The sequence below is a fragment of the Streptomyces sp. NPDC001410 genome (assembly GCF_042895235.1).
Taxonomy (GTDB): Bacteria; Actinomycetota; Actinomycetes; order Streptomycetales; family Streptomycetaceae; genus Streptomyces.
Map to the genome: position 1 here is coordinate 216,316 of NZ_JBIAWE010000003.1, position 22,700 is coordinate 239,015.

Below are 22,700 nucleotides of genomic sequence, written 5' to 3' on the forward strand. Positions count from 1 at the left end.
GAAGCCGCTGGTGCTGTGTGCCCTTCCGTGTCTATTCTGTCACTAGAACGCTCTATCTAGTGACAGAGGGGTCGGAGGCGGGGCCATGCCGCAGATCGAGCTGAGCGCGGGGACGATCGACTACGAGGACTCGGGAGGCGAGGGCCCGGTGGTGGTCCTGGTCCACGGCCTCGGCTTCGACGAGTCGGTGTGGTCCGAGGTCGTGACGGATCTGCGGTCGGACTTCCGCGTCCTGGTCCCCGTCCTGCCCCTCGGCAGCCACCGGCGCCCGATGCACCCGGACGCGGACCTCTCCGCGCACGGCATCGCCCGGCTGCTCGCCGAGTTCATGGACCGCCTGGACCTGCGGGACGTCACCCTCGTCCAGAACGACACCGGGACGGCCCAACTCCTCGTCGGTGTACGCGACGAACGCATCGCCCGCCTGGTCCTCACCTCCTGCGAGGCCCTGGACAACTACCCGCCCGGCACGCAGGGCAAACTGCTGCACCGGGCGAGCAAGGTCCCTGGCGGACTCTTCCTCCTCATCCAGTCCTTCCGCTTCCCCTTCCTCGCCCGCATGGAGACGTCCCTCGGCGGGATGGCGAAGAAGCCGCTGCCGAAGGAACTGATCGCCCGCTGGTACGGCCCTCTGCTGACGAGCCGTGACATCCGCCGCGACTTCGCCAAGTTCTGCCGCGAGGTGGACCCGGAATGCTACGTCAAGGCGGCCGGAAACCTGCCCTCCTTCACGCGTCCGGCCCTGGTCGCCTGGGGCGCCGAGGACCGCATGATGCCTCCCGCCACCGGCCGTCGCCTCGCCGAGCTGCTGCCCGACGCGCGCTATGTGGAGATCCCCGACGCCCGCACCCTGGTCCAGCTGGACAACCCGGCCGCCCTCACCGCGGAGATCCGCCGCTTCGTCAAGAAGCACCCGCTGCCCGGCGAGGGCTGAGCACGGCTCGGCCCCCGCCGGGTGCGGGTCACCCTTCGAGCGTCAGGTAGAGGCGGGTGCCCCGGGGCTGGAATCCGACCCGCTCATACACGCGGCGCGACCCTTCGCCCGAGTACTCGAGCCAGACGGACGACGCCCCGCCGCCGAACGCGGTCTCGGCCAGGGCCGCAGTGACCGCGGCCGCGATGCCCCGACCGCGGTACGCGGACCGGGTGCCCACACCCGCCAGCTCGGCCGTGCCATGGGCGGGTGCCGAGCAGACGGCCGCACCGGCGCAGCCGCCGTCGGCGGCACGGACGAACCGCACCGCCCCGCCGCTCTCCTGGGTGCGCCGCAGCCGGGCCGCGCCCTCCGGAGAAGCGGGGAACTCGCCGCCGAACGCCTCGGAGAGGGCGGCGTCGATCGCCGTGTAGTCCTCGTCGGTGTCCGGTGTCGCCACCTCGATGCTCCCGGTCGGCACCGCCAGCGTGGCGGGCGTGCAGACCATGTACTCATGGACCGCCTCCGTCGCGAAGCCTGCCCGGCGCAGAGCCGGTTCGACGGCGGGTGCGGTGTCCGGGGCGAACTCCAGGCGGGGCCTCAGGCCACGCTCGCGGAATGCCCCGATCAGGGCGCTGACGTCCCGGTCGGTCGGCTCGGCGCCGGGGACCGGGGTTGCGTAGTTGACGTACGGGCTGGTCGTCGTGGGATCGATTCCCACGACGAAGCCTCCGACTTCGACCGTCGCCGGACGGCGCAGCAGGTTCGCGACGGCGAAATTCTGGACATCGGTGTGCACGATGAAGATGACCTCACGTTGGATGGCAGCCACGAGGGCTGCGGGACCGGCCTGTCAGCCGGGAACACGGGATGTACGTGGGGCCGCCGTGAGGAGACGCGAGGGCACCGATGGCCGCTGCCGCGGAAGCGGGCGGGGTCAGTGCCGACGGCGGCCGCTGTGGGACGCCGCGATCAATGGCTTCAGTCCTTCGTCGTGCATGAGTGAATGGAGATCAACTCCCCGAAGACTGCCACACTCTGAACGAGCGCGGCAAGCAGATCAAGCGCTGGATGCCCGCCCCGACGGCCAGGGCCGGCCCGCCGGCACCCCCGAAGGAGGTGCCGGCGGCCTACGTGGCGTGAGGTCAGCCCACGCGCAGCGTCAGGGCGGCCGTGTGGAGCTTGCCCCCGGTCTGGAACTGCAGGAAGAGCCGCCAGTTGCCCGCGGTGGGCAGTTCGGCGTGGAAGGACAGGTCGGGGCCGCCGTGGTCGCCGTCGACCTTGGTCGTGGGGTGGAGGTGGGCGAACGCCGCGTCGCCCTCGTGGAAGGCGGTCATGTGGGCGTAGGTGTTCAGGTAGGGCTGGAGGTCGGTGACGGGCTTGCCGTCCTTGGTGATCCGTACGGTCAGCGGATGCGCCATGCCGGCCATGGGCTCGCCGTCCACGGTGACCGTGTATCCGTCGACCGTCGTGCTGTCGGCCGCGGCGGGCAGCCGGGTCCTGGCGGCCGTGCCCGGGACCGACACCGTCCGGCTGAGCACGAAGTCCTTGCCCTTGCCGCTCCCGCTCTCCGGCGTGAAGGAGGCGAACATGCGCCATGAGCCGGAGTCGAGGGAGGAGAGGCCGGCCGTCCAGGTGCCGTCCGAGGCCATCGTCGGGTGGATGTGCTGGAACCCGGTCAGGTCGGAGCGGATGGCATAGAAGTGCATCCGCTTGGTCTGGTCGAGGGCGAAGCCGGTCACCGGCTTGCCGTCCGGTCCGGTGACCGTGAAGCGGTAAGGCGTCTGCTTCCCGGCGGTCAGGGTGGTGTCGGAGCTGGTGAGGCGGTAGCCGTCCTTGGCGGCGGCCAGGCCGTTGCCGTCGGCCTCGTGGTCCATGCCGGGCATGTCGCTCATCGAGGTGCCGGCTCCGGCCGCGGAGGTCGCGGTCGGCTTGGCGCTGTGGTGCATGCCGGGCATGGCGGAGTCGTCGGAGGACCCGCAGGCGGCCAGCGTCAGGGCGAGGGCGGCTGCGGTGCCGACGGCCGCGAGGGCACGGCGACGGACGGTGGAACGGGTGGAAGCGAACATCGCTGGGGTGTCTTTCCGGGTGGCGCACCACGCCGGGTGGCGCGCGGGGTGATCAGGACGCTGCGGCCGGGCAGCCCGGAGGGGCCTGCTCCGGCGCTGTCCTGTCACGTCCGCGCGATGCACACCTGGAGGAGGAGACGACGCCCGCCCGGTGGCCCGCGCCGCCCGGTCCCGCCGGGACGCCATGCGCGGTGCACGGCCCAGGTCCCCAGTGCGGCGAGTGCGAAGAGGGCGGCGAGCGGCGCCACGGGCAGCGGGATGCGCTGCTCGGCGGGAGTGGCGACGCACAGTGTCCCGTGCGGGGCCATGTCGTCCGCGGCCCGGAGTGTGGCGGGCTGGGTCCCTGCGGGCTCCGCCGATGCCGCCGCGGACTCGTGGCCGTCGTGCATGACGACGGCCGGATCCGTCCGACCGTGACAGCCGTCGACGGCCGTGGCCGGGGAGCCGTGCATGAGGAACAGACCGAGCAGGATCGCGCACAACGTCAGCAGCCGGGTGATGCCCGGCCTGCGGATGTGTTCGCCGCCCATGAAGACCTGTCCTCCCTCCAGCAGCCGCTGATCACCGGAGCGTGGTCAGCGCTACGAGCATACCCGGTGGGGGTACCTGAGGAAAAAGGGGGCCGGGCAGAAGAGGCCGGACGGCATAGAGAAAGGCAAGGAGGTCGACCACTCCTTGCCACTCTCAACGTATAGCGCACCGGGGGGCTTGCGGCAAGGCCCCCGTCGTGCCGCAGAATCACCGGCCGAAGCCACAACCTGCGCACACACATGGGGGCAGTGATGATCGACGTGATCGTCGTCGGCGGAGGACCGACCGGCTTGATGCTGGCCGGCGAGTTGCGGCTGCACGGCGTGCACGTGGTCGTGCTGGAGAGACTGACCGAGCCGACCGAGCAGTCCCGCGGGCAGGGCCTGCACGCGCGCAGCGTCGAGCTGTTGGACCAGCGCGGCCTGCTGGACCGGTTCCTGGCGGTCAGCGAGAAATTCCAGGTCGGCGGCCTCTTCGGCGGCATCGCCAAGCCGTGGCCGGACCGGTTGGACACGGCTCACCCGTACGGCGTCGCCACCCCGCAGCCGGTCACCGAGCGGCTGCTCGAGGAGCGTGCCCTCGAACTCGGTACCGAGATCCGGCGCGGCTGCGACGTGGTCGGGCTGAGCCAGGACGCGGACGGGGTGACCGTCGAGCTGGCGGACGGTACGCAGCTGCGCTCGCGCTACCTCGTCGGGTGCGACGGCGGCCGCAGCACGGTGCGTAAGCGGCTCGGCGTCGGATTCCCCGGCGAACCCGCCAAGGTCGAGACGCTGCTGGGCGAAATGGAGGTGACCGAGGATCCGGCGGTGATCGCCGCCGTGGTCGAGGAGGTCCGCAGGACTCAGCTGCGGTTCGGCGTCAGCCCCAGCGGGGACCGGGTGTACCGCGTCGTCGTCCCGGCCGACGGTGTGGCCGAGGACCGTGCGACCGCGCCGACCCTGGAGGAGTTCAAGCGGCAGCTGCGTGCCTTCGCGGGCACCGACTTCGGCGTGCACTCGCCGCGCTGGCTGTCCCGGTTCGGCGATGCCACCCGGCAGGCCGAGCGCTACCGGGTCGGCCGGGTGCTGCTGGCCGGCGACGCGGCGCACATCCACCCGCCGACCGGCGGGCAGGGTCTCAACCTCGGCATCCAGGACGCGTTCAACCTCGGCTGGAAACTGGCCGCCGCGGTCGACGGCTGGGCGCCGGAGGGACTGCTGGACAGCTACCACGCCGAACGGCACCCGGTGGGCGCCGCCGTGCTGGACAACACCCGTGCGCAGATCACCCTGCTGGGGACCGATCCGGGTGCGACCGCGCTGCGGCAGCTGTTCGCGAAGCTGATGGACTTCGAGGAGGTGAATCGGTACGTGACCGGGCTCATCACCGCGGTCGAGATCCGTTACGACTTCGGCGAGGGGCATGAACTGCTCGGCCGGCGGATGCGGGACGTGGGGCTGAAGCGGGGGCGCCTCTACGAGCTGATGCACGACGGCCGCGGACTGCTGCTCGACCAGACCGGCCGGCTCTCGGTGGCGGGCTGGGCGGACCGGGTCGACCACGTCGTCGACGTCAGCGAGGAGCTGGACGTGCCCGCGGTGCTGCTGCGGCCGGACGGCCACGTGGCGTGGGCCGGCGAGGACCAGCAGGAGCTGCTCGGCGTGCTGCCCAAGTGGTTCGGTGCCGCCGCCGGCTGAACGCGCGGCCCCCGCACAGGTCACGCGACTTCCGCGTGCTCCGGTGAGCCGCCCATCATCCGGATCGTCGCCCGGCGCACCACCGCCTGGACGACGGCCGACAGGGCGAAGCCCAGGATCAGCGCCCAGGTGATCGCCCAGGTCATCGAGCCGGCAATGGCCAGTGCGTGGCCGATCGCATGCATGTGCGCACCCTTCGTGGCGGCGGCCTGTCTCGGGTCGAGTCTGCATCGGGTGTGGGGTGTCACGCCTGCTGTGCCGGGAGGGGCTGCGGCAGTCGTCGCGCCAGGTGTCCGGCGCGGGCGAGGCCGCTGACGGCGGCGGCGCAGGCGAGCCCGGTGCCGGTCAGGGCCGTCCAGGTGAGCCAGAACGCGTCTTGTCGCGCGGCGAAGTCCAGCAGGGCGCCGGTGACGAGGTTGCCGAGGGTGATGCCCAGACCGGAGACGGTGCTGTAGAGGCCGTAGTGCGTGGCGACCAGACGGCCTCCGGACAGGGCGACGACCGTGTCCATCTCGAACGGATAGGTCACCGCCGCTCCCGCCGAGAGCAGCACCACGGCCACCAACAACGCGGCCGGCACCCCGACCGACGAGCCGTGCGGGGTGAGCGCCAGCGGAAGGAAGGCCAGCCCCATGGCGACCAGACCCCGCACCAGCGCCTCGGCGGGCTCCCACCGCTCCTTCGCCCAGCCGGTCAGGCGCAGCTGTCCCGCGACGGCCACGGCGGCCGAGACCACGAAGAGCCCGCTGGTCAGCGTCGTGCCGTGCGAGCCGAGAGCGTGGGCCGCGGTCAGCGGAAGGGCCAGGTAGATCTGGAAGGTCAGCACGTTCGAGCCGATCATCGCCGTGGCGAAGAGCAGGAAGGGCCGGTTGGCGACGACCGTGCGCCACTGCGTCAGCACATGGTCCCGCCCGGCGCCGTCCGCCTCGACGTGCCGGGCGGGCAGGGCCCTCCACTGGAGCAGCGTGAGTGCGCAGAACACGGCCGCGGCCACCGCGCACACCAGGCTGAAGTCGGCCGCCAGCAGTGCGAGTCCGACCACCGGGCCGAGCAGCATGCCCGCCTGGTAGTAGACGTTGAACGTCGCGAAGGCGTCGACGCGGCGGTCGCCCGCCTCGACGGCGAGGCAGGCACGCACGGCCGGATTGAACAGGGCGCCGGCGAAGCCCGTGGCCGCGGAGGCGGCGACCAGGGCGGGCAGGCTGTCGACCCAGCCGAGCAGGCCGAAGCCCAGGGTGCGCAGGAGACACCCGGTCATGATCGGCGCCTTGTAGCCGAAGCGGTCGGCGAGGGTGCCCCCGATCAGGAACATGCCCTGCTGGGAGAAGTTGCGCACGCCGAGCACCAGCCCGACCGCCCAGGCGGCCAGGCCCAGTTGGCCGGAGAGATGAGCGGCCAGGTAGGGCATGAGCATGTAGAAGGCGAGGTTGATGCCGAACTGGTTGGCCATCAGCAGCCGTACGGCGGGCGGAAAGGAGCGGGTCTGCCGCCACAGCTGCCTCATCGGGCGGCCCCGGCCGGCCGCGTGGCGTCGCCGGTGGCGAGCGGGTCGACGACCTGGGTGCAGCGGGTCCAGCGGGTGACGGCCCGTACGCCGGCGTGGGCGATCTCGTCGGGATCGTCGGCGGGCGGGGGGCCGAGCAGGTCGTGCGTACGGCAGTAGGTGTCGTCGTAGACCGTGCCGACGTAGCGCTGCGGGCCGTCGGGGAAGACGGCGACGATCCGGTCGCCGGCCGGCCGGGTGCGGGCCAGCCAGCGCGCGACGAGGGCGACGGCGCCGACGCTCCAGCCGCCGGTCGCGTAGTGGTCGCGGGCCAGGCGGCGGGCGGCCCAGACCGATTCCGGGGCGGCGACCCAGTGGACCTCGTCGAAGAGGCCGTAGGCGACGTTGCGGGGGTGGATGCTGCTGCCCAGGCCGCGCATCAGGCGTGGTGCGGCGGGCTGCCCGAAGATCGTCGAGCCGGTCGCGTCGACCCCGACGACGCGCAGCCCGGGGGAGTGGCGGCGCAGTACGGAGGCGATGCCGGCCGAGTGCCCGCCCGTTCCGACGGAGACCACGAGGACGTCGACACGGCCGAGCTGGGCGGCCAGTTCACGGGCGAGAGGGGCGTAGGCGGTGACGTTGTCGGGGTTGTTGTACTGGTCCGGGCACCACGAGCCGGGATGTGCGGCCAGCAGTTCGGCGACGCGGTGGCGTCGGGCCTGCTGCCAGCCGCCGGTGGGGTGCGGGGCCCGGACCACCTCGACCTCGGCGCCGTGGGCGGTGAGGAGGCCGGTCATCAGGGGCTCCATGCCGGTGTCGGTGACGACCGTGACGGGATGCCCGAAGGTGGCGCCGGCCAGGGCCAGGCCGAGGCCGAGGGTGCCGGAGGTGGACTCCACGATCCGGGCGCCGGGCCGCAGCTCGCCACGTCCGCGGGCCGCTTGCACCATGTACAGGGCGGCGCGGTCCTTGATGCCTCCGGGGTTGTGTCCTTCGAGCTTGGCCCAGAAACCGCGTCCGGCCGCGGTGAAGGGTTCGCCGATCCACAGGACCGGGGTGTCCCCGACGAGTCCGGGGAGACTGCTGGTGGGGTCGTTCATGGCGTGCTTCTCCTGCGGCCGGGCCGCGGGCGGCCACCGGCCGTGGGTAGGGGGAGGACGGTGATCGGCTGCCACGCCCGGCACCAGCGGGGAAGCCGGGCGTGGCCGAGGGGCGATCAGGTCCGCCACACGCCCAGGCGAGCCGGTGAGGGTCCCAGGGAGGAGTCGGCCGTTCCGGCGGCTGGAGGGTGCGCCGACGGCACCACGCACGCCGGACGGGAGGCGGCCACGGTGACCGCCAGCGCCTCGTGCACCGTCTGCAGGGAGCGGGCCGCGCCCCGCGGTGCCTGGATCGTCGGTTCGTCTGCGCCGCAGCAGTGCGAGTCGTCGTCGTGGTCCGGGTCCGACGGCCGGCAGGCGGGGTCCGGCGAGAGGGCACCGGCCTGAGCGAAGTCGATGCGGGCGGTCGGGACGGTGTCCGACCGCGCCGAGGCCGGCGACGCGGGTCCGTGGGCACAGGCCAGCAGGTGCATCAGGGCGGCCAGGAGCACCGTGACAGCCGCCACGGCGCGCAACGCCGAGCGGCTGCTGGGGTGACCCGGGCAAACCCTCACGACGCAAAGAGTAATCGCACCATCACCCTAAGTTGTCTCCATGAGGGGTGTTTCGGCTCTCTGGTGAGGTACTTCCATGGCGCCCCCGTCGGACGGCGACGGCGGTCGGCTCCGTGACCGTCGGCCCCTGCGTTCACCCCGGGGTGCGCGCTGCGGCCACCACAGGACGTACGCGGCGGAGCCGACCGCGAAGGCGAGGCGGATGAAGCCCTGTGCCGAGTCGGAGGGGACCAGCAGGGCGCTGCCGTACAGGGAGATGAGGGCGACCCAGCTGACCCAGGGGACCAGGCGGCGCTGGCCGATCGAGTCCCAGATCAGGGTGCCGAGGAGGACCGAGGCGTTGTAGTACGTGTACACGCTCGGGTCCAGGACGATCCGGGCGTCGGCGGCGAGCAGCACGACCGCCGGCCAGCGGTGCCGGCGGACGGCCAGCGCGCCCAGGGCGATCCCCAGGGCCATCTGGGCGGGGCGGTCCCACCAGGGGGTGGCGGCATCGTACACGCCGAACCAGCGCAGGGACGACGCCGGCTGGTTGGGAATGGCGAAGCGGGCCGCGGCCAGGGTCTCCATGTGAGTGAGATAGAAGGGCAGCCAGGCCGCGGCCACCAGACCGGCCGCCCAGGCGGCGGAGCGCAGCCGTGCGGGGCGCGGCAGCGCCAGGAGGAGGGGCAGGAAGCCGACCGCCCAGGGTTTGGAGTCGACCGCCAGTGCCAGCAGGACACCGACCCAGGTCGCGTTGGAGCGGACCAGTGCCCGCACGGCCAGCGTGGTGAAGAACAGCGCCAGGACGTCGTCGAGATGCGCGAAACGCACCGAGACCTCCACCCACATCGGGATGAAGGCTGTCCCGGCGACCAGCACCCGCTGCTGGAGGCGCTTGTGGTTGAGCCCGGCGCCCCGGTAGTGATCGGCGGCGGCACGGCCGACCAGCACCAGGATGTACAGGCCAAGGCCCGACATGAAGGCGTCGGCGAGCTTCTCGCCCACCTCGGCGGGGAACGGCTCGAACAGCGCGGCGAACAGGAAGCTGACCGGGCCGATCTGCAGCTCGGGGTGGTTGGCGTAGAGCGCGAGGCCACCGCCGGGGATCTGACTGAACAGCAGTTGCTGACCGGTTCTCAGATAGTGCCAGGACACGGCCCCATGGCGCTCGGCCACGACGAACCAGGCGGCCGTCCACAGGGTCAGCAGCGCGTTGTGCCACCGCACCGGAGAGCGCCCGATCCGGCCGATGCGCGCTCCGCCCCTGGGCACGGCTCGCGCCGTCTCCCGGTTCCGCACGTTCCGTCCTTCCCCTCCGCCCGCCTCCGGCGGGACGGCCGAGGACCCGGGCACCGCACGGCGTCACTCCACTAGAGGGACCCCGAATGCCACGGGTTCCGCACGTCGTGGCTTTCTCACGGCGCCTTACCAGGCGCTTACTTGGCTTTTCCTGGCTCTTTCTGGCCTTCCCCGGCCCTTCTCGGCCGTCGCCTCGGCCGTCCCTGGCTTTCCCGTCGGCAGGGCTCGTCGGAAATCCCCGGAACATCGGGCTCCGATGCAACGCCGGGGACGGCCGTGGAGTCTTCCGTTGGAAGACCGGGTGCTACTGGTGGCGGTGTACTGGCGCACGAACCTGACCATGCTCCAATGGGCGCCGCTGTTCGGGGTGTCGAAGTCGTCGGCGGACCGGATCATCGATCACGTCGGCCCGCTGCTCGCGCTGGGGCGAGTCCGGCGCGAGGGACGCTGTCGGCGCCACGACCACCATTGCCGACGGCGGCTACCGGGGGACCGGGTTGGTCATCCCGCACCGCCGCCGGAACAAGGTCGAGGACCTGCCTGCCTGGAAGCAGTACCCTCGGCCGACCGCGTCCACATCAGGGCAGAGATCATTTACGGGACAGGACTTAGCCCACCTTGCGGGCCTTGGCCGGCCGGGAAAAGCGCAGGCCGTCAACGCCGTTCTCGCGCCAGGACCGCCTCCGGCGTTCCACCGAACGCCGGCTGACGCGCAGGTCTTTCGCGATGACCATGCTCTTCTCACCACGCTCAAAACCCTTCGCAGCCAGCATGCGAATCCGCTCTCGCGCCGCCTGTTCAGGACGCCGGAGCCCGCCCCCTTGCGCGTACCGCATAGCACCGGCATACCGCGAAGATGGCTCAGCGTCACCCCCGACAACCCTTCGAAAAGGTCAGTAGGAGCTCTTGGAAGTGGGTCACTTACGCGAAGTGCGGACGTTCATCGGCCTGTCCTGGTGGCGAGGGTTCAGGCGGCCTCTGCGTAAATCCTTGAGCGATGACGTGAGCAACGCCCAGCATCGGCGCCGAGGAGGACCACGACTCCTCATTGTTTTCGTTCCGCTGCGTGGTTGAACGTGTGCGCAGCGCAATCGACGTGGCGCGAAGTCCTCTTGAGACGGCCTCGAGGCGGCAAAAGACTGCTGCGGTAGTAAGGCCGCGCTTGCGTCCCCGAAGCCGCGGCACAGCAGTCACGATTGCAATGTGAGGAGAACGTCGATGCCCGACGCCGGCCGTCGAGACGCCGCACACTCGATCACGCTGACCGACGGCACCGCCACGCGGACCCGTGAGGCGGTCCCCGTCGACCTGGTGCCGGTCCAGGAACTGCACCGCCGCTGCTCGCTGGGCAGCCGAGCCCTGCGATACCACGCAGGCAAGTCCGGGCTCTCACCCGCCGAATGGCTTCAGTTGTCCAGCCCGGAGCGCGGCACCACGCTGGTGACCACTCCGGCCGAGCAGACGGACCACATCATCGCCATGACCAACGTCATGCGCACCGATCAGCAAGGGTTGGGCGAACTCGCGATCCTGGTCGAGGACGCGTGGCAGGCCAGGGGGCTCGGCACCGCGCTGGCCGAACATGCGGCAACCGTAGCCCGCCGCGAGGGACACCACGCGCTGGCCGCCGCGGTGGCGGCGAGCAACAAGCCGATGCTCCATGTCCTGGGGAAACTGGACGCGACGTCGGTCGACGCCACCGGGCCCGTGCTCGACCTCCGCATCCTGCTCTAGGCCGGAACACACTGGGGATCTCGCGGTTTGCCCGTGACGTGTTGACGCAGCTAGCCCTTCCTGGAGATCCACGGAGAGGGCGAGAGGCAAGATTTCCTACCTTGTGCCTCTGGACGCGTCCGGGTCGACAAGCCACGCGTGATGCCGGAACTGGGGGTGTGGGGCGGGCCGTTCGCGGTGTGCGGGGACGTCTACCTGCGGGACCGGTTCCTGAGGCAGCTTGCCTGGTACGAGCGCAATCCATTCGTGCCGTGCGTGGTCAGTTGGTCGCTCTGCCGCTGTTCACCGGCGCCGCGATGCCGGCGGTACGCCTCGACAGCCACGTCCCGGCGGGCCCTCGCCGCCGTCCCATACGGGCTGAGCCTCGCCACGGGGCTGCGCACCGCTCGCGCTCACTGGCAGGCGCGCCGAGCCATCGCCGAGCCACTGTAGTCGCTGGCCTGGCAGGACATGGTGCACGGTGGGCGTTCCACTCGCGCGGGGCCGCATCCCTGGCGCGCCGCACGCCCAGCTCCCCTCAGTCCCGTCACCGCAACGCCGGTGCGCCGCGCGTTACGCCGACGCCGGTGCCGTCGAGACCGCGGACCGGGCGGCCGTCCCGACGGGGACCGGCCGGCGTGGCCGACGATCGAGCGGCCCGCCGCGTAGTACGCCTCCTCATGCGTTGCCTCGGCCGGCGGTTCGGAGTGGGCCGTGGGGGTGGGGCGCCGAGGAAGGCGTGGCGCTGTCGGTAGCGCGTGCCCATCGCCCGGGGGCGTGGCCCCCGGCCCGCGCCTGACTGCCGCGGGTCGGGGGTGACGGATCAGCCCCATCGAGGACGACTGATCACGGACATCAGCCGACGGACCCGGGCAGTGCGGCCCCGGCCCGCCCGCCGGTGACTCCACCCGGGGTCGGTCGCACCCAGTGGCGGAGGCATTCTCCGGCCGCCGAGGCACCGAGGCGCCCACCCCCTGGCATTGTCTGTGGGGTGGAGCTACGTCACCTTTCCGGATTCGTCGCCGTCGCCGAGGAACTGCACTTCGGGCGGGCCGCCGAGCGGCTGCACATCGCCCAGTCGCCGCTCAGCCAGCAGATCAGGCTGCTGGAGCGGGATCTCGGGGTCACGCTGTTCGAGCGCACCACCCGTTCCGTGCGGCTGACCGCAGCCGGGCAGGCGTTGCTGGAGCCGGCCAGGCACCTGCTGGCCGAGGCGTCCGCGGTGCGCCGTACCGTGCAGGCCGCCCATCTGGGCGAGGTCGGCCGGGTCACGATCGGCTTCGCGGGCGCCAGCAGCTACTCGGTGCTGCCCGTCCTCACCCGGGCCGTCACCTCCGAACTGCCCGGCATCGAGCTGGTCCTGGAGGGCCAGACGTACGCCGGTGAGGCGCTCGGCCGGATCGCGGAGGGCTCACTGGACGTCGGCTTCGTGGCCCTGCCCGTGCGGCGCGGGATCAGCACCCGGGTCGTCCGGATGGAGCGGCTGATGATCGCCCTCCCGGACAGCCATCCGCTCGCGCAGCGCGTGGACGTCTCCTTCTCCGACCTGGCGCACGAACCCTTCGTGACCTTCCCGGTCTCGCGCGGATCCGCGGTGCGCGACGCCACGGTGCAGGCCTGTCACGAGGCAGGATTCGCACCCAGGATCGTGCAGGAGGCCCCCGACTCGTACAACCTGCTGGCCCTGGTCGGTGCCGGGGTCGGTCTCGCCGTCGTGGTCGAGTCGGCGCGGGCCATCCGTCTGGAGCATGTGGTGTTCCGGCCGTTGGCCGGGGACGACGTGCCGGTGCTGCCGATCGCCCTCGGGTGGCGGACGGGCAATCCCTCGGCGGCGCTCAAGGCGGTACTGCGCGTCGCCGAGCGCGTGCTGCCCACCCCGCCGGGTTACGACGGATGACCGCGATTGTGATGGATGACGTCTCAACGGAGGGGACTTTTGGTCTTGGACATGTCCTAATCCCGGGGTGCACAGTGGCCTGCATCCCGCCCAGGACCGGGGACGGCCGCTCGGCCCCGACGTAGCGGCGGGATCTGCCGCTACGAGAGGACGCTCGTCATGCAGCAAGACACCCCCGCCCATAGAACCCCTGCCGCTCGGCCCTCCACCCGTGAAGCGCGTCGCGCCGGGATCAGCGCCTTCATCGGCACCACCATCGAGTGGTTCGACTTCTACATCTACGGATCGGCCGCCGCGCTGGTCCTCGGCAAGGTCTACTTCGCCCACGCCTCGCCCGCCGTCGGCACCCTCGCCGCCTTCGCCACCTTCTGGATCGGCTTCCTCGCCCGCCCCCTCGGCGGCCTGGTCTTCGGACACTTCGGCGACCGCCGCGGCCGTAAGAAGGCCCTCGTCGTCACCCTGACCATGATGGGCGGCGCCACCTTCTGCGTCGGGCTGCTCCCCGGATACGCGCAGATCGGCGCCGCCGCCCCGATCCTGCTGGTGCTGCTGCGGCTGATCCAGGGCGTCGCCATGGGCGGCGAATGGGGCGGCGCCGTGCTCATCGCCACCGAATTCGCCCCGCCTGGACGGAAGTTGCTCTACGGCGCCTTCGCCCAGCAGGGATCCCCTGTCGGCAACCTGCTCGCCACGCTCGCCTTCCTCGGCATCGCCCAGCTCCCCGACGCCGCCTTCGAGTCCTGGGGCTGGCGCGTCCCCTTCCTCGCCTCCGCCGTTCTCGTCGCCGTCGGCCTGTTCATCCGGCTGCGACTCGCCGAGACCCCCGAGATGGCCGCCGTCCTGGCGCGGAAGCGGACGTCCAAGCTCCCCGTCAAGGACGTTCTGTCCACCTACCCGCTGCTCGTCGTCCTCGGTGTGCTCGCGGGCACCGCCGGCGTGGCGATCACCTACGTCAAGACGACGTTCGCCCTGTCCTGGGCGACCACCGATCTGGGCTTCGACAAGTCCACCTTCCTCACCGTCATCTCGCTCGCCCTCGTCGTCCAGGTGCTGGTACAGCCCTTCGGCGCGGTCCTCGCTGCACGGTGGCCGCTGCGCAAGGCCGTGCTGTGGATGCTGCTGCCCGAATTCGTGCTGCTGCCGCTGATGTTCGTCCTCGTCGGCACCGGGAACTTCTGGCTCGCCGTCCTCGGCATGGGCCTCGCCACCTTCCCGCACGCCATGTACTACGCGGCGCTCGCCGGCATCCTCGCCCGCGTCTACCCCGTCGAGGTCCGCTACACGGGCATGTCCCTCTCGTACCAGGCGTGCACGGCCCTGTTCGCCGGGACCGCCCCGATCGTCTCCCAGTACCTGCTCACCGCCACCGGCTCCATCTGGTCCGTCGTCGCCCTCGGTCTCGGCTACGTCGTGATCACGGTCGTGGGCGTGCTCCCGCTGCTCGCCCGCACCGGTCGGACTGCCCCGGCGCTCTCCCCGGAACCCGCCGCAACCCCCGCCTGAGCAGGCCCCTCTCTCCAGGAGAACCACCGCGATGAACTTCGCAGAACAGGACCCGGCCCTGCGCCCGCTGCTGGACCGGGTCCTCGACTCCGACGACCGCGCACGCATCGAACCGCTGCTCGTCGAGCTGGGTGCGCTCGCGGCCGGCGAGATCGACCGGCAGGCCAGGCTGGCCGACGCCAACCCGCCGCGCCTGCGCCCGTACGCCCCGGATGGCGAGCGCATCGACGCGATCGACGTCCACCCGGCCCACGACCGGCTGGCCGAGATCGCCTACGAACGCTTCGGTCTCGCCGCCATGTCCCACCGCCCCGGCGTCCACGGCTGGCCCACCAAGACCCCGCACACCGTCAAGTACGCGCTGTCGTACGTCTATGTCCAGTCGGAGTTCGGCATGGCCTGCCCGCTGTCGATGACCGACTCGGCCGCGCGGGTGCTGCGTCTGTTCGACCCCGAGCGGTACGCCGACGAGATCACGGCGCTCACGTCCACCGACCCCGAACGGCGCGCCACCGGGGCGATGTTCATGACCGAGCGGCAAGGTGGCACCGATGTCGGCCTGACGGCGACCGTCGCCACCGACCACGGCACGCACTGGACGCTCAGCGGCCGCAAGTGGTTCGCCTCCAACCCGGCCGCGGACCTCGTCCTCACCCTGGCGCGTGTGCCCGGGCAGGGCGAGGGCACCCGAGGGCTCGGCATGTTCCTGGTACCGCGGCTGCGCCCGGACGGCTCCCGCAACGCGATCCGCATCGACCGGCTCAAGGACAAGCTCGGCTCCCGGTCCATCCCGAGCGGCGAGGTCACCCTGGAGGACGCGTACGCGACTCCCGTCGGTGAACTCACCCGCGGTTTCGCGCAGATGGCCGAGATGCTCAACGTCTCCCGGCTGTCCAACGCGATGAGGGCCACCGCGCTCATGCGCCGCGCGGTACGCGAAGCCGTGCAGCACACCCGCCGACGCGAGGTGTTCGGCCGGCCGCTGTTCGAACAGCCGCTGATGCGGGCCACCCTGCTGCCCCTGCTGCTCGACGCCGAGGCCGCGCTGGGGTTCGTACTCGAAGCCGCCGCCCGCCTCGACGCCGCGGACGCGGGAGACGGCACGGCCCGCGAACTGGTGCGGATCCTCACGCCGCTCGCCAAGTACACCCTGTGCAAGCGGGCCCGCTCCGTCACCGGGGAGACGATGGAGATCCGCGGCGGCAACGGCTACATCGAGGACTGGGTCGACCCCAGGCTGCTGCGCGACGCCCACCTCGGCTCGATCTGGGAGGGCTCCTCGAACGTCATCGCGCTCGACGTCCTGCGCTGCCTGCGGCGGACGGACGCCCACCACACCCTCGCCGACACCTACGGCAACCGGCTCGGCGACCTGTGGCACGCCCTGCGCTCCAAGGGCGACGCGATCCTCGAACTCCCCGAGGACGAACAGGAGATGCGCATCGGACGGTACGCGGACGAGCTGAGCCGCGCCGTCATGGCGACCCTGCTCCTGGAGCAGGGCGACCACGAGTGGTGGACCAGCGGCAACGCCCGCAAGCTGCTCGTCGCCCACACCTACCGCGCGCTCCTCGACGACCCGGGCGCGCTGCCCCGTCCCGCCCTGGACCGTCTCGCCGAGGTGGCCGACGGTGGACAGGTGCCGCTGACCGACGCCAAGGAGGCCGCAGATGCCTGAGCCCCTGTCCGGAGTGCGGGTCGTGGATCTGTCGAAGATCCTCGCCGGACCGTACGTCACCATGTCCCTCGCCGACCTCGGCGCCGACGTCATCAAGGTGGAACACCCCGACGGCGGTGATCCGACCCGCGGCTGGGGCCCGCCGTTCCAAGGCCCCGACGCCACGTACTTCCTGGCCGCCAACCGCAACAAGCGCTCCGTCACCCTCGACCTCAAATCCCCCGAGGGCCAGGAGGCCGCGCACCGGCTGATCGCCACCGCGGACGTCGTAGTCGAGAACTTCCGCCCCGGCAGCTCGCTGGCCCGCGGATTCGACCACCGCGAGTTGAGCGAGCGCTACCCGCGCCTGGTCGTGCTGCACATCTCCGCCTTCGGCGAGAGTGGCCCGCTGCGCGACGAACCCGGCTACGACATGGTCGCGCAGGCCGCCGCCGGCCTGATGTCCCTGACCGGCGAGCCCGACGGGCCGCCCGTGCGCGCCGGTTACGCGATGGGCGATCTCGGTGCCGCGCTCTTCGGGATCATCGGCGTCACCTCGGCGCTCGTCGAGCGCGAGCGGACCGGACGCGGGCAGTACGTCACGACCTCGCTGTACGAGTCGCTGCTCGCCCTGCACGTCAACTGGGCCACCGGATACTTCGCCACCGGTGAGCGGCCCGCCCGCCTCGGCTCCGGGCATCCGAGCCTCGTGCCGTACCAGGCGTATCCGGCCTCCGACGGGCACTTCGTGATCGCGGTCGGCAACGACGCCCAGTTCCGCAAGCTGTGCGCGGTCCTCGGCCACCCCGAGTGGGCCGACGACCCGCGGTTCGCCACCAACCGCGACCGGGTCGACAACCGCCGCGCCCTCAACACCGAACTGAACGCCGTCCTGGCCGGCGCCACCGTGGCCCACTGGTGCGGCCTGCTGAAGGACGCGGGTGTGCCCGTCACCCCCATCCGCACCCTCGACGAGGTCTACGACTGCCCGCAGACCGAGGCGCTCGGCATCGTCCAGAAGGCGGACCACCCGCTCGTCGGCCCGCTCCAGCAGGTCGCCTTCCCGGTGAGCTTCAGCGGCGAGCGCCCGCCCGTGCGGACCGCGCCACCCACGCTGGGCCAGCACAGCCAGGACGTACTGGCCGAACTCGGCTACGACGAGGCGGAGATCGCCCGCCTCCTGCACCCCCAGGGAGACTGACGATGCCCTTCACCCTGCCTGATCCGGCCGACCCGCTCGGTCTGGAAGCCCTGCTCGGCGACGAGGAGCGGGCCGTCCGCGACACGGTCCGGCAGTACTGCGCCGAGCGGATCGAGCCGCACATCGCCGACTGGTTCGAGCGCGGCGAGCTGCCCGACCTGCCCGAACTCGCCCGGGGCTTCGGCAAGCTCGGCCTGCTCGGCATGCACCTGGAGGGATACGGCTGCGCCGGCATGTCCGCCCTCGCGTACGGCGTCGCCTGCCGCGAACTGGAGGCCTGTGACTCGGGGCTGCGGTCGTTCGTCTCCGTGCAGGGGTCCCTCGCGATGTTCGCCGTCCACCGGTTCGGGAGCGAGGAACAGAAGCAGGAGTGGCTGCCGCGCATGGCGGCGGGCGAGGCCGTCGGCTGCTTCGGCCTGACCGAGCCCGACCACGGCTCGGACCCGTCGTCCCTGCGGACCCGGGCCCGCCGCGACGGAGGCGACTGGATCCTCGACGGCCGCAAGATGTGGATCACCAACGGCTCGGTGGCCGAGGTCGCTATCGTCTGGGCGCGCACCGACGACGGCATCCGCGGCTTCGTCGTCCCCACCGCGACGCCCGGCTTCTCCGCTCCCGAGATCAAGCACAAGATGTCGCTGCGGGCGAGCGTCACGAGCGAACTGGTCCTGGACGGCGTACGGCTGCCCGCGAGCGCGCTGCTGCCCGGCGCGCACGGTGTCTCAGCGCCGCTGACCTGCCTGAACGAGGCTCGCTACGGGATCGTGTGGGGCGTCACGGGCGCGGCGCGCTCGGCCTGGCAGGCGGCCGCCGGGTACGCGGCCCAGCGTGAGCAGTTCGGAAGGCCGCTCGCCGCCTTCCAACTCACCCAGCAGAAGCTCGTCGACATGGCCCTCGAACTGCACAAAGCCATGCTCACGGCGCTGCACCTGGCCCGCCTCAAGGACGGGCCGGGAATCCACCCCGCCCAGATCAGCTTCGGCAAGCTCAACAACGTGCGCGAAGCCCTCGAGATCTGCCGCACCGCCCGTACGGTCCTCGGCGCCAACGGCATCTCGCTGGAGTACCCCGTCATCCGGCACATGAACAACCTGGAGTCCGTCCTCACCTACGAAGGCACCACGGAAATGCACACACTCGCGCTCGGCCAGGCGCTGACGGGCCACGCCGCCTTCCGCTGACAGGCCGCCTCCGGGCCGGACGGAGGGGCTGGGCGACGGTGACGACGCCACCGGGCTGCGCGGTTGGGCCGACACGACCGCATCCGGGAGGCCGCTCGGCGTCACGACGTCGTAGCGGTCGACGCCTGGCACCACACCGTGGTGACAGATCCGCGCATGAGGAGCGCGGACCGGCTGCACACCGGCCCCCAAGGCCACGCGCTCATCGCCGCCGCTGTTGCGCACGCGCTCGACGTTCCCGGCAGTGACCACAGCTGGACGCGACCACTGCCCCTCGACCCGGCACCGGATGGGAATATGCAACCAGTTGAATATTCCCATCCGGTGCTAAATTGACCTCCATGGCTCTGCGCAACGCGGTGATGGCCGCGCTCTTGGAGGGTGAGGCGTCCGGGTACGACCTCGCGAAGGGGTTCCAGTCCTCGGTCGCCAACTTCTGGATGGCCACGCCGCAGCAGATCTACCGCGAGTTGGAGCGCATGGAGAGCGAGGGTCTCGTCGCCGCGCGCTTCGTCCTGCAGGAGCGCAGGCCCAACAAGCGGCTCTTCTCGCTCACCGAGGCCGGGTACGCGGCCGTGCACGCCTACACCACCGAACCTCCGGCCAAGCCGACCGCGATCAGGGACGAACTGCTGGTCAAGGTCCAATGCGTCGACGTCGGCGATCTCCAGGCCGTCCGCGCGGCGATCTCCCAGCGCATGGAACTGGCCGCCGCCAAGGTCGTCCGCTTCGAGCGGATGCGGGAGCGCCTGCTGGCCGGCCGCACCGAGGACGAGTACTTCACCACCGCCGAACGGATCGGCCCCTACCTCACCCTGCTGCGTGGCCTGTCACTGGAGCACGACAACCTCCGGTGGGGCGAGGTCGCTCTGAAGCGGCTCGACCAGCGCGCAGCGGCACTGGCCGCACGGGCCGAGGGTTCCTGAGCCGTTGCCGGCTCTCCGCGTCAGCGGGTGTGCTTGGTGACGAAGTCGGCGATGGCGTCCTGCATCTGCCCCAGGCCCGGTTCTTCGAGCGGATAGTGACCGGCGTTGTCCAACATGACGGTGTCGACAGGCACCTTGGTGATGCGGGACAGCACCGGCACGCTCGGATGGGGCGGGGTCCAGCGGTCCTCGGCGGGCTGGGTCAGCAGGACCGGGCAGGCGTCGAAGTCCTCCGGCTCCACGGCGGGGGCGTAGTTCATGTAGCGGTCCAGGAAGCGGACGCTGCCCCAGTTGGCGGCGGAGGTGCGGTCCTTCATGAGGACCTTCATGGCGGCGGGGTCGTTGGCGAGCAGGCCCATGAAGGGGACGCCGGCGCGGGCGGTGAGTCTGTCGTGGGCGGTCTCGTCGCGGACCTGCTGGTCGCGCTGGTCGAGGAAGGTCATTCCGACTATGCCGCGCAGCGTGCCGCGAGGGGCCTTGGCGGCGACGTGGTAGGTGAGCATGCCGCCGGCGCTCAGCCCGGACAGGACGATCGGGCGGTCGTCGCGTGACTGCTCGTGGGCGAGGAAGTCGACGACGAGGTCGCCCCAGTCGTCGTAGGAGGGTGTCGTGCCCGGCCTTACCTGGGTGAGGTCGTAGCCGAGGTTGTCGAGAGCGACGGTCTCGAAGCCGCGCCGGGCGAGTGGGGCGCCCAGGATGAGTGACATCTGGCGTCCGTTGGTGCCGACGCCGCGGTGCAGGACGACCTTGGCCCCGGCCTTCGGGTTCGGGTAGCGGTCGAGATGGACGCGGTGTCCGCGCCAGGTCCAGAACTCCTCCTCGGGCGCCGTGTCGTCGGTCAGACGCAGGCGGGCGGGCAGGAACTGCTGGAGATCGCGCCAGGCCTGCTGGTCGTGGAAGGACTACCGGAATGTGGTCTTCCGGGTCGACGGCCAGAAGCGGAAGCCCTTGCCGCCGTCGCGGAACGCGGCAGCGGTATGCCGCCGCACCCCCGGCATGCGGACGACGCGAGCAGTGCCTTCGCCAATCGCTACCATCCGACCCTGGTCGCCTTGGCGGCGCCGGCCGCATACGACCGGCGAACGCCTTACTCCCGGTGACTGCAGGCCACGTGCCCTGGACATGGCGACGGCCGACGCGCCGAGGAGCTCGCCCTGAGCCTCGGTGCGCCGGCCTCATGCGCGCTCTTCCCCTAGGCGGAGAGTTCCTTGGTGATCCGGTCCAGCATGAACGCGGAGGACTCCCGGGCCCGTTCCTCCCAGGCGAAGACACAGGCCGTGGCGACGCCGTCGAAGTCCAGCTCACGCAGCGTGCCGAAGAAGGCGTCCCAGTCGACCTCGCCCTGACCGATGTCCAGGTGCTGGTGGATACGGGCCGCGATGCCGGGCGGGTTGAGGATGTACCGCAGCCCGCTGGACCCCTTGTGGTTGAAGGAGTCGGCGATGTGCACGTGCTGGAGCCTGTCACCGGCGTAGCGCATCATCGCCGCGATGTCCGCCGTCGGGTCGGCGCCCGAGAGGTGGAAGGAGTGCGGGGCGCAGTAGAGGTAGTTCACCCAGGGCTTGTTGATCGCCCGGACCAGGTCGACCGCCGAGGTGTCCTCCTCGCAGAAGTCGTCCGGGTGCGCCTCCAGGTTGAGAGCGATGCCCCCCGCTCGAACAGCGGCAACAGCTCCTCCAACGAGCGCCAGAAGGCGGCCTCGCTCTCGGCGGCCTGCTTCGAGCGGCCGTTGAACTCGCTGTTCATCAGCGGACATTCGAGATCGGCCGTGATCTCGATCATCCGCTTCCAGTAGCGGACGGCGGCCTGCCGTTCGGCCTCGTCCGGCGAGGACCACTTGTACAGCGGCAGCACGGAGGACAGCTGCACGCCGTGCGTGCGCAGGGAGTGCTTCAGCTCGGCGATGCGCGCGTCGTCCGCGCGCGGGTGCAGGAAGAAGGGCATGAAGTCGTCGCGGGGCGACAACTCGATGTATTCGTAGCCGAGTTCGGCGACGGTGCGCACCATGGCGAAGGCGGGCGTCTCGCGGGCGCTCGTCTCCATCGTGTTCCGCAAGCAGCCGGGGGCGAGCGAGGAGACCCGGCAGCGGGTGCTGCGGGTCGCCGACGAGATCGGTTACCGGCCCGACAGTGCGGCCCGACTGCTGGCCCGCGGGCGCAGCCGCACGCTCGGCGTGATGTTCACCGCCTTCCGGGCCGACCTCGTCGAGGGCACTACGCGGAGGCCGAACGGCTCGGCTACGAGGTCCTGCTGTCGGCCACGGCACCGGGGCGCGGCGAGGCCAAGGCGGTCGAGGCGCTGCTCAGCCACCGCTGCGAGGCGGTGATCCTGCTCGGAACCCACGCCGACGCCGCTGCTCTCGACGTACTCGGAAAGCGCACGGTCACCGTCTCGGTGGGCCGCCGGGTACCCCATGCCCACGTCGACAGCGTGCACACGGCCGAGGGCAAGGGCGTCCGGCAGGCCATGGAGTACCTGGTGGAGCTGGGCCACCGGCGGATCGTGCACATCGACGGCGGTCGCGGCCCCGGCTCGGCCGAGCGGCGGCGCGCCTACCGGGCGGCGATGCGTCGCCACGGGCTGGACTCCGAGATGCGGGTCATCCCGGGCGACCACACGGAACAGTCGGGCATCGAGACCGGCCGGCTGCTGCTCGCCGAGCGGGAGAACGGCGCATCCCTGCCCACGGCCGTCCTGGCGGGCAACGACCGCTGCGCGATGGGCCTGTTGATGGCCCTGGCCCGGGCCGGTGTAGAGGTCCCGCGCGACCTGTCGGTCATCGGCTACGACGACAGCCATCTCTCCCATCTGATGCCGATCGGCCTGACGACGGTCCGCCAGGACGCCATGCTCATGGCGGAGCATGCGGTGCGTTTCGCCGTGGAGCGGCTGGAGAACCCGGAGCGGGAGCCACGCGAGGCGGTGCTGGACCCCAAGCTGGTGGTGCGAGGGACGAGCGGGCCGGTGCGGGCGGTACAGGGCTGACCCGACGAAGGCGGGCCCGCGCACGCT

At 71.4% G+C, this 22,700-nt stretch carries 19 protein-coding genes and 3 pseudogenes; 11 read left to right on the forward strand and 11 right to left on the reverse strand.

Translation table 11 applies throughout. The features are described from left to right. The first annotated feature begins 85 nt into the window (after nt 1–85). Nucleotides 86–934: an alpha/beta fold hydrolase gene (locus ACFY3C_RS07615; protein ID WP_390770099.1), complete on the forward strand. Its 849-nt coding sequence runs from the start codon at nt 86–88 to the stop codon at nt 932–934. 28 nt (nt 935–962) lie between these two features. Here the strand turns inward: ACFY3C_RS07615 and ACFY3C_RS07620 are convergent, their stop codons facing one another. The 3 genes from ACFY3C_RS07620 to ACFY3C_RS07630 all read right to left on the reverse strand — a co-directional run bounded on the left by ACFY3C_RS07620 (nt 963) and on the right by ACFY3C_RS07630 (nt 3,512). After that, nucleotides 963–1,712, reverse strand: a complete 750-nt coding sequence (locus ACFY3C_RS07620; protein ID WP_386577700.1) for a GNAT family N-acetyltransferase — start codon at nt 1,710–1,712, stop codon at nt 963–965. A 346-nt stretch (nt 1,713–2,058) separates the two neighbouring features. After that, entirely contained in the window at nt 2,059–2,982 is a 924-nt protein-coding gene (locus tag ACFY3C_RS07625; RefSeq protein WP_390770100.1) for a hypothetical protein, read from the reverse strand. A 104-nt stretch (nt 2,983–3,086) separates the two neighbouring features. Further along, nucleotides 3,087–3,512: a hypothetical protein gene (locus tag ACFY3C_RS07630; protein WP_390770101.1), complete on the reverse strand. Its 426-nt coding sequence runs from the start codon at nt 3,510–3,512 to the stop codon at nt 3,087–3,089. 252 nt (nt 3,513–3,764) lie between these two features. On the opposite strand from ACFY3C_RS07630, the gene rox reads away from it, so the two are divergent. Then, a complete protein-coding gene (gene rox, locus ACFY3C_RS07635) occupies nt 3,765–5,192 on the forward strand; it encodes a rifampin monooxygenase (protein ID WP_390770353.1) in 1,428 nt (475 codons plus the stop codon). A 20-nt stretch (nt 5,193–5,212) separates the two neighbouring features. On the opposite strand, the gene ACFY3C_RS07640 is transcribed toward rox, so the two are convergent. The 5 genes from ACFY3C_RS07640 to ACFY3C_RS07660 form a co-directional block, all read right to left on the reverse strand. Beyond that, nucleotides 5,213–5,377, reverse strand: a complete 165-nt coding sequence (locus ACFY3C_RS07640; protein WP_390770102.1) for a hypothetical protein — start codon at nt 5,375–5,377, stop codon at nt 5,213–5,215. A gap of 59 nt (nt 5,378–5,436) precedes the next feature. Beyond that, complete coding sequence (locus tag ACFY3C_RS07645) at nt 5,437–6,696, reverse strand: MFS transporter (RefSeq protein ID WP_390770103.1); 1,260 nt, start codon at nt 6,694–6,696, stop codon at nt 5,437–5,439. Next, a complete protein-coding gene (locus tag ACFY3C_RS07650) occupies nt 6,693–7,775 on the reverse strand; it encodes a PLP-dependent cysteine synthase family protein (protein WP_390770104.1) in 1,083 nt (360 codons plus the stop codon). The genes ACFY3C_RS07645 and ACFY3C_RS07650 overlap by 4 nt, the downstream gene beginning before the upstream one ends. A gap of 116 nt (nt 7,776–7,891) precedes the next feature. Beyond that, a complete protein-coding gene (locus ACFY3C_RS07655; protein WP_390770105.1) occupies nt 7,892–8,329 on the reverse strand; it encodes a hypothetical protein in 438 nt (145 codons plus the stop codon). 27 nt (nt 8,330–8,356) lie between these two features. Then, on the reverse strand, nt 8,357–9,610 hold the full coding sequence (locus ACFY3C_RS07660; RefSeq protein WP_390770106.1) for a hypothetical protein: 1,254 nt from the start codon (nt 9,608–9,610) through the stop codon (nt 8,357–8,359). A gap of 151 nt (nt 9,611–9,761) precedes the next feature. Between ACFY3C_RS07660 and ACFY3C_RS07665 the strand changes: the two are divergent. Continuing rightward, nucleotides 9,762–10,164 (forward strand): annotated as a pseudogene (locus tag ACFY3C_RS07665) (transposase family protein); the annotation flags it as partial. Between the two features lie 54 nt (nt 10,165–10,218). Here the strand turns inward: ACFY3C_RS07665 and ACFY3C_RS07670 are convergent. Continuing rightward, complete coding sequence (locus tag ACFY3C_RS07670; protein WP_390770107.1) at nt 10,219–10,446, reverse strand: helix-turn-helix domain-containing protein; 228 nt, start codon at nt 10,444–10,446, stop codon at nt 10,219–10,221. Nucleotides 10,447–10,828: 382 nt separating this feature from the next. On the opposite strand from ACFY3C_RS07670, the gene ACFY3C_RS07675 reads away from it, so the two are divergent. From ACFY3C_RS07675 to ACFY3C_RS07705, 7 genes are all read left to right on the forward strand, one after another. Further along, the gene (locus ACFY3C_RS07675) at nt 10,829–11,344 is read left to right on the forward strand and encodes a GNAT family N-acetyltransferase (protein ID WP_390770108.1); all 516 of its coding nucleotides are present in this window, start codon (nt 10,829–10,831) and stop codon (nt 11,342–11,344) included. Between the two features lie 970 nt (nt 11,345–12,314). Beyond that, nucleotides 12,315–13,220: a LysR family transcriptional regulator gene (locus tag ACFY3C_RS07680; RefSeq protein ID WP_390770109.1), complete on the forward strand. Its 906-nt coding sequence runs from the start codon at nt 12,315–12,317 to the stop codon at nt 13,218–13,220. Between the two features lie 159 nt (nt 13,221–13,379). Continuing rightward, nucleotides 13,380–14,723, forward strand: a complete 1,344-nt coding sequence (locus ACFY3C_RS07685) for an MFS transporter (RefSeq protein WP_390770110.1) — start codon at nt 13,380–13,382, stop codon at nt 14,721–14,723. A 31-nt stretch (nt 14,724–14,754) separates the two neighbouring features. Further along, nucleotides 14,755–16,401 (forward strand): acyl-CoA dehydrogenase family protein, encoded by a 1,647-nt coding sequence (locus ACFY3C_RS07690; protein ID WP_390770111.1) that lies wholly within the window; start codon nt 14,755–14,757, stop codon nt 16,399–16,401. Further along, on the forward strand, nt 16,394–17,581 hold the full coding sequence (locus ACFY3C_RS07695; RefSeq protein ID WP_390770112.1) for a CaiB/BaiF CoA transferase family protein: 1,188 nt from the start codon (nt 16,394–16,396) through the stop codon (nt 17,579–17,581). The genes ACFY3C_RS07690 and ACFY3C_RS07695 overlap by 8 nt, the downstream gene beginning before the upstream one ends. Nucleotides 17,582–17,583: 2 nt before the next feature. Next, on the forward strand, nt 17,584–18,762 hold the full coding sequence (locus ACFY3C_RS07700) for an acyl-CoA dehydrogenase family protein (protein ID WP_390770113.1): 1,179 nt from the start codon (nt 17,584–17,586) through the stop codon (nt 18,760–18,762). Between the two features lie 341 nt (nt 18,763–19,103). Then, on the forward strand, nt 19,104–19,688 hold the full coding sequence (locus tag ACFY3C_RS07705) for a PadR family transcriptional regulator (RefSeq protein ID WP_390770114.1): 585 nt from the start codon (nt 19,104–19,106) through the stop codon (nt 19,686–19,688). Between the two features lie 20 nt (nt 19,689–19,708). Here ACFY3C_RS07705 and ACFY3C_RS07710 read toward each other — a convergent pair whose 3' ends face one another. Both ACFY3C_RS07710 and ACFY3C_RS07715 read right to left on the reverse strand, forming a co-directional pair. Then, a complete protein-coding gene (locus ACFY3C_RS07710) occupies nt 19,709–20,548 on the reverse strand; it encodes an alpha/beta hydrolase (protein WP_390770354.1) in 840 nt (279 codons plus the stop codon). A gap of 332 nt (nt 20,549–20,880) precedes the next feature. After that, a pseudogene (locus ACFY3C_RS07715) lies at nt 20,881–21,731 on the reverse strand (sugar phosphate isomerase/epimerase family protein). On the opposite strand from ACFY3C_RS07715, the pseudogene ACFY3C_RS07720 reads away from it, so the two are divergent. Beyond that, nucleotides 21,694–22,673: pseudogene (locus ACFY3C_RS07720) on the forward strand (LacI family DNA-binding transcriptional regulator). The pseudogenes ACFY3C_RS07715 and ACFY3C_RS07720 overlap by 38 nt on opposite strands. Nucleotides 22,674–22,700: the final 27 nt, after the last annotated feature.

What these genes read in the sequence shown, in the direction of transcription:
- ACFY3C_RS07615 (WP_390770099.1), top strand. Translation starts at nt 86, where the DNA reads ATGCCGCAGATCGAGCTGAGCGCGGGGACGATCGACTACGAGGACTCG.
- ACFY3C_RS07625 (WP_390770100.1), bottom strand. Translation starts at nt 2,982, where the DNA reads ATGTTCGCTTCCACCCGTTCCACCGTCCGTCGCCGTGCCCTCGCGGCC.
- ACFY3C_RS07630 (WP_390770101.1), bottom strand. Translation starts at nt 3,512, where the DNA reads ATGGGCGGCGAACACATCCGCAGGCCGGGCATCACCCGGCTGCTGACG.
- rox (WP_390770353.1), top strand. Translation starts at nt 3,765, where the DNA reads ATGATCGACGTGATCGTCGTCGGCGGAGGACCGACCGGCTTGATGCTG.
- ACFY3C_RS07640 (WP_390770102.1), bottom strand. Translation starts at nt 5,377, where the DNA reads ATGCATGCGATCGGCCACGCACTGGCCATTGCCGGCTCGATGACCTGG.
- ACFY3C_RS07645 (WP_390770103.1), bottom strand. Translation starts at nt 6,696, where the DNA reads ATGAGGCAGCTGTGGCGGCAGACCCGCTCCTTTCCGCCCGCCGTACGG.
- ACFY3C_RS07650 (WP_390770104.1), bottom strand. Translation starts at nt 7,775, where the DNA reads ATGAACGACCCCACCAGCAGTCTCCCCGGACTCGTCGGGGACACCCCG.
- ACFY3C_RS07670 (WP_390770107.1), bottom strand. Translation starts at nt 10,446, where the DNA reads ATGCGGTACGCGCAAGGGGGCGGGCTCCGGCGTCCTGAACAGGCGGCG.
- ACFY3C_RS07675 (WP_390770108.1), top strand. Translation starts at nt 10,829, where the DNA reads ATGCCCGACGCCGGCCGTCGAGACGCCGCACACTCGATCACGCTGACC.
- ACFY3C_RS07685 (WP_390770110.1), top strand. Translation starts at nt 13,380, where the DNA reads ATGCAGCAAGACACCCCCGCCCATAGAACCCCTGCCGCTCGGCCCTCC.
- ACFY3C_RS07690 (WP_390770111.1), top strand. Translation starts at nt 14,755, where the DNA reads ATGAACTTCGCAGAACAGGACCCGGCCCTGCGCCCGCTGCTGGACCGG.
- ACFY3C_RS07695 (WP_390770112.1), top strand. Translation starts at nt 16,394, where the DNA reads ATGCCTGAGCCCCTGTCCGGAGTGCGGGTCGTGGATCTGTCGAAGATC.
- ACFY3C_RS07700 (WP_390770113.1), top strand. Translation starts at nt 17,584, where the DNA reads ATGCCCTTCACCCTGCCTGATCCGGCCGACCCGCTCGGTCTGGAAGCC.
- ACFY3C_RS07705 (WP_390770114.1), top strand. Translation starts at nt 19,104, where the DNA reads ATGGCTCTGCGCAACGCGGTGATGGCCGCGCTCTTGGAGGGTGAGGCG.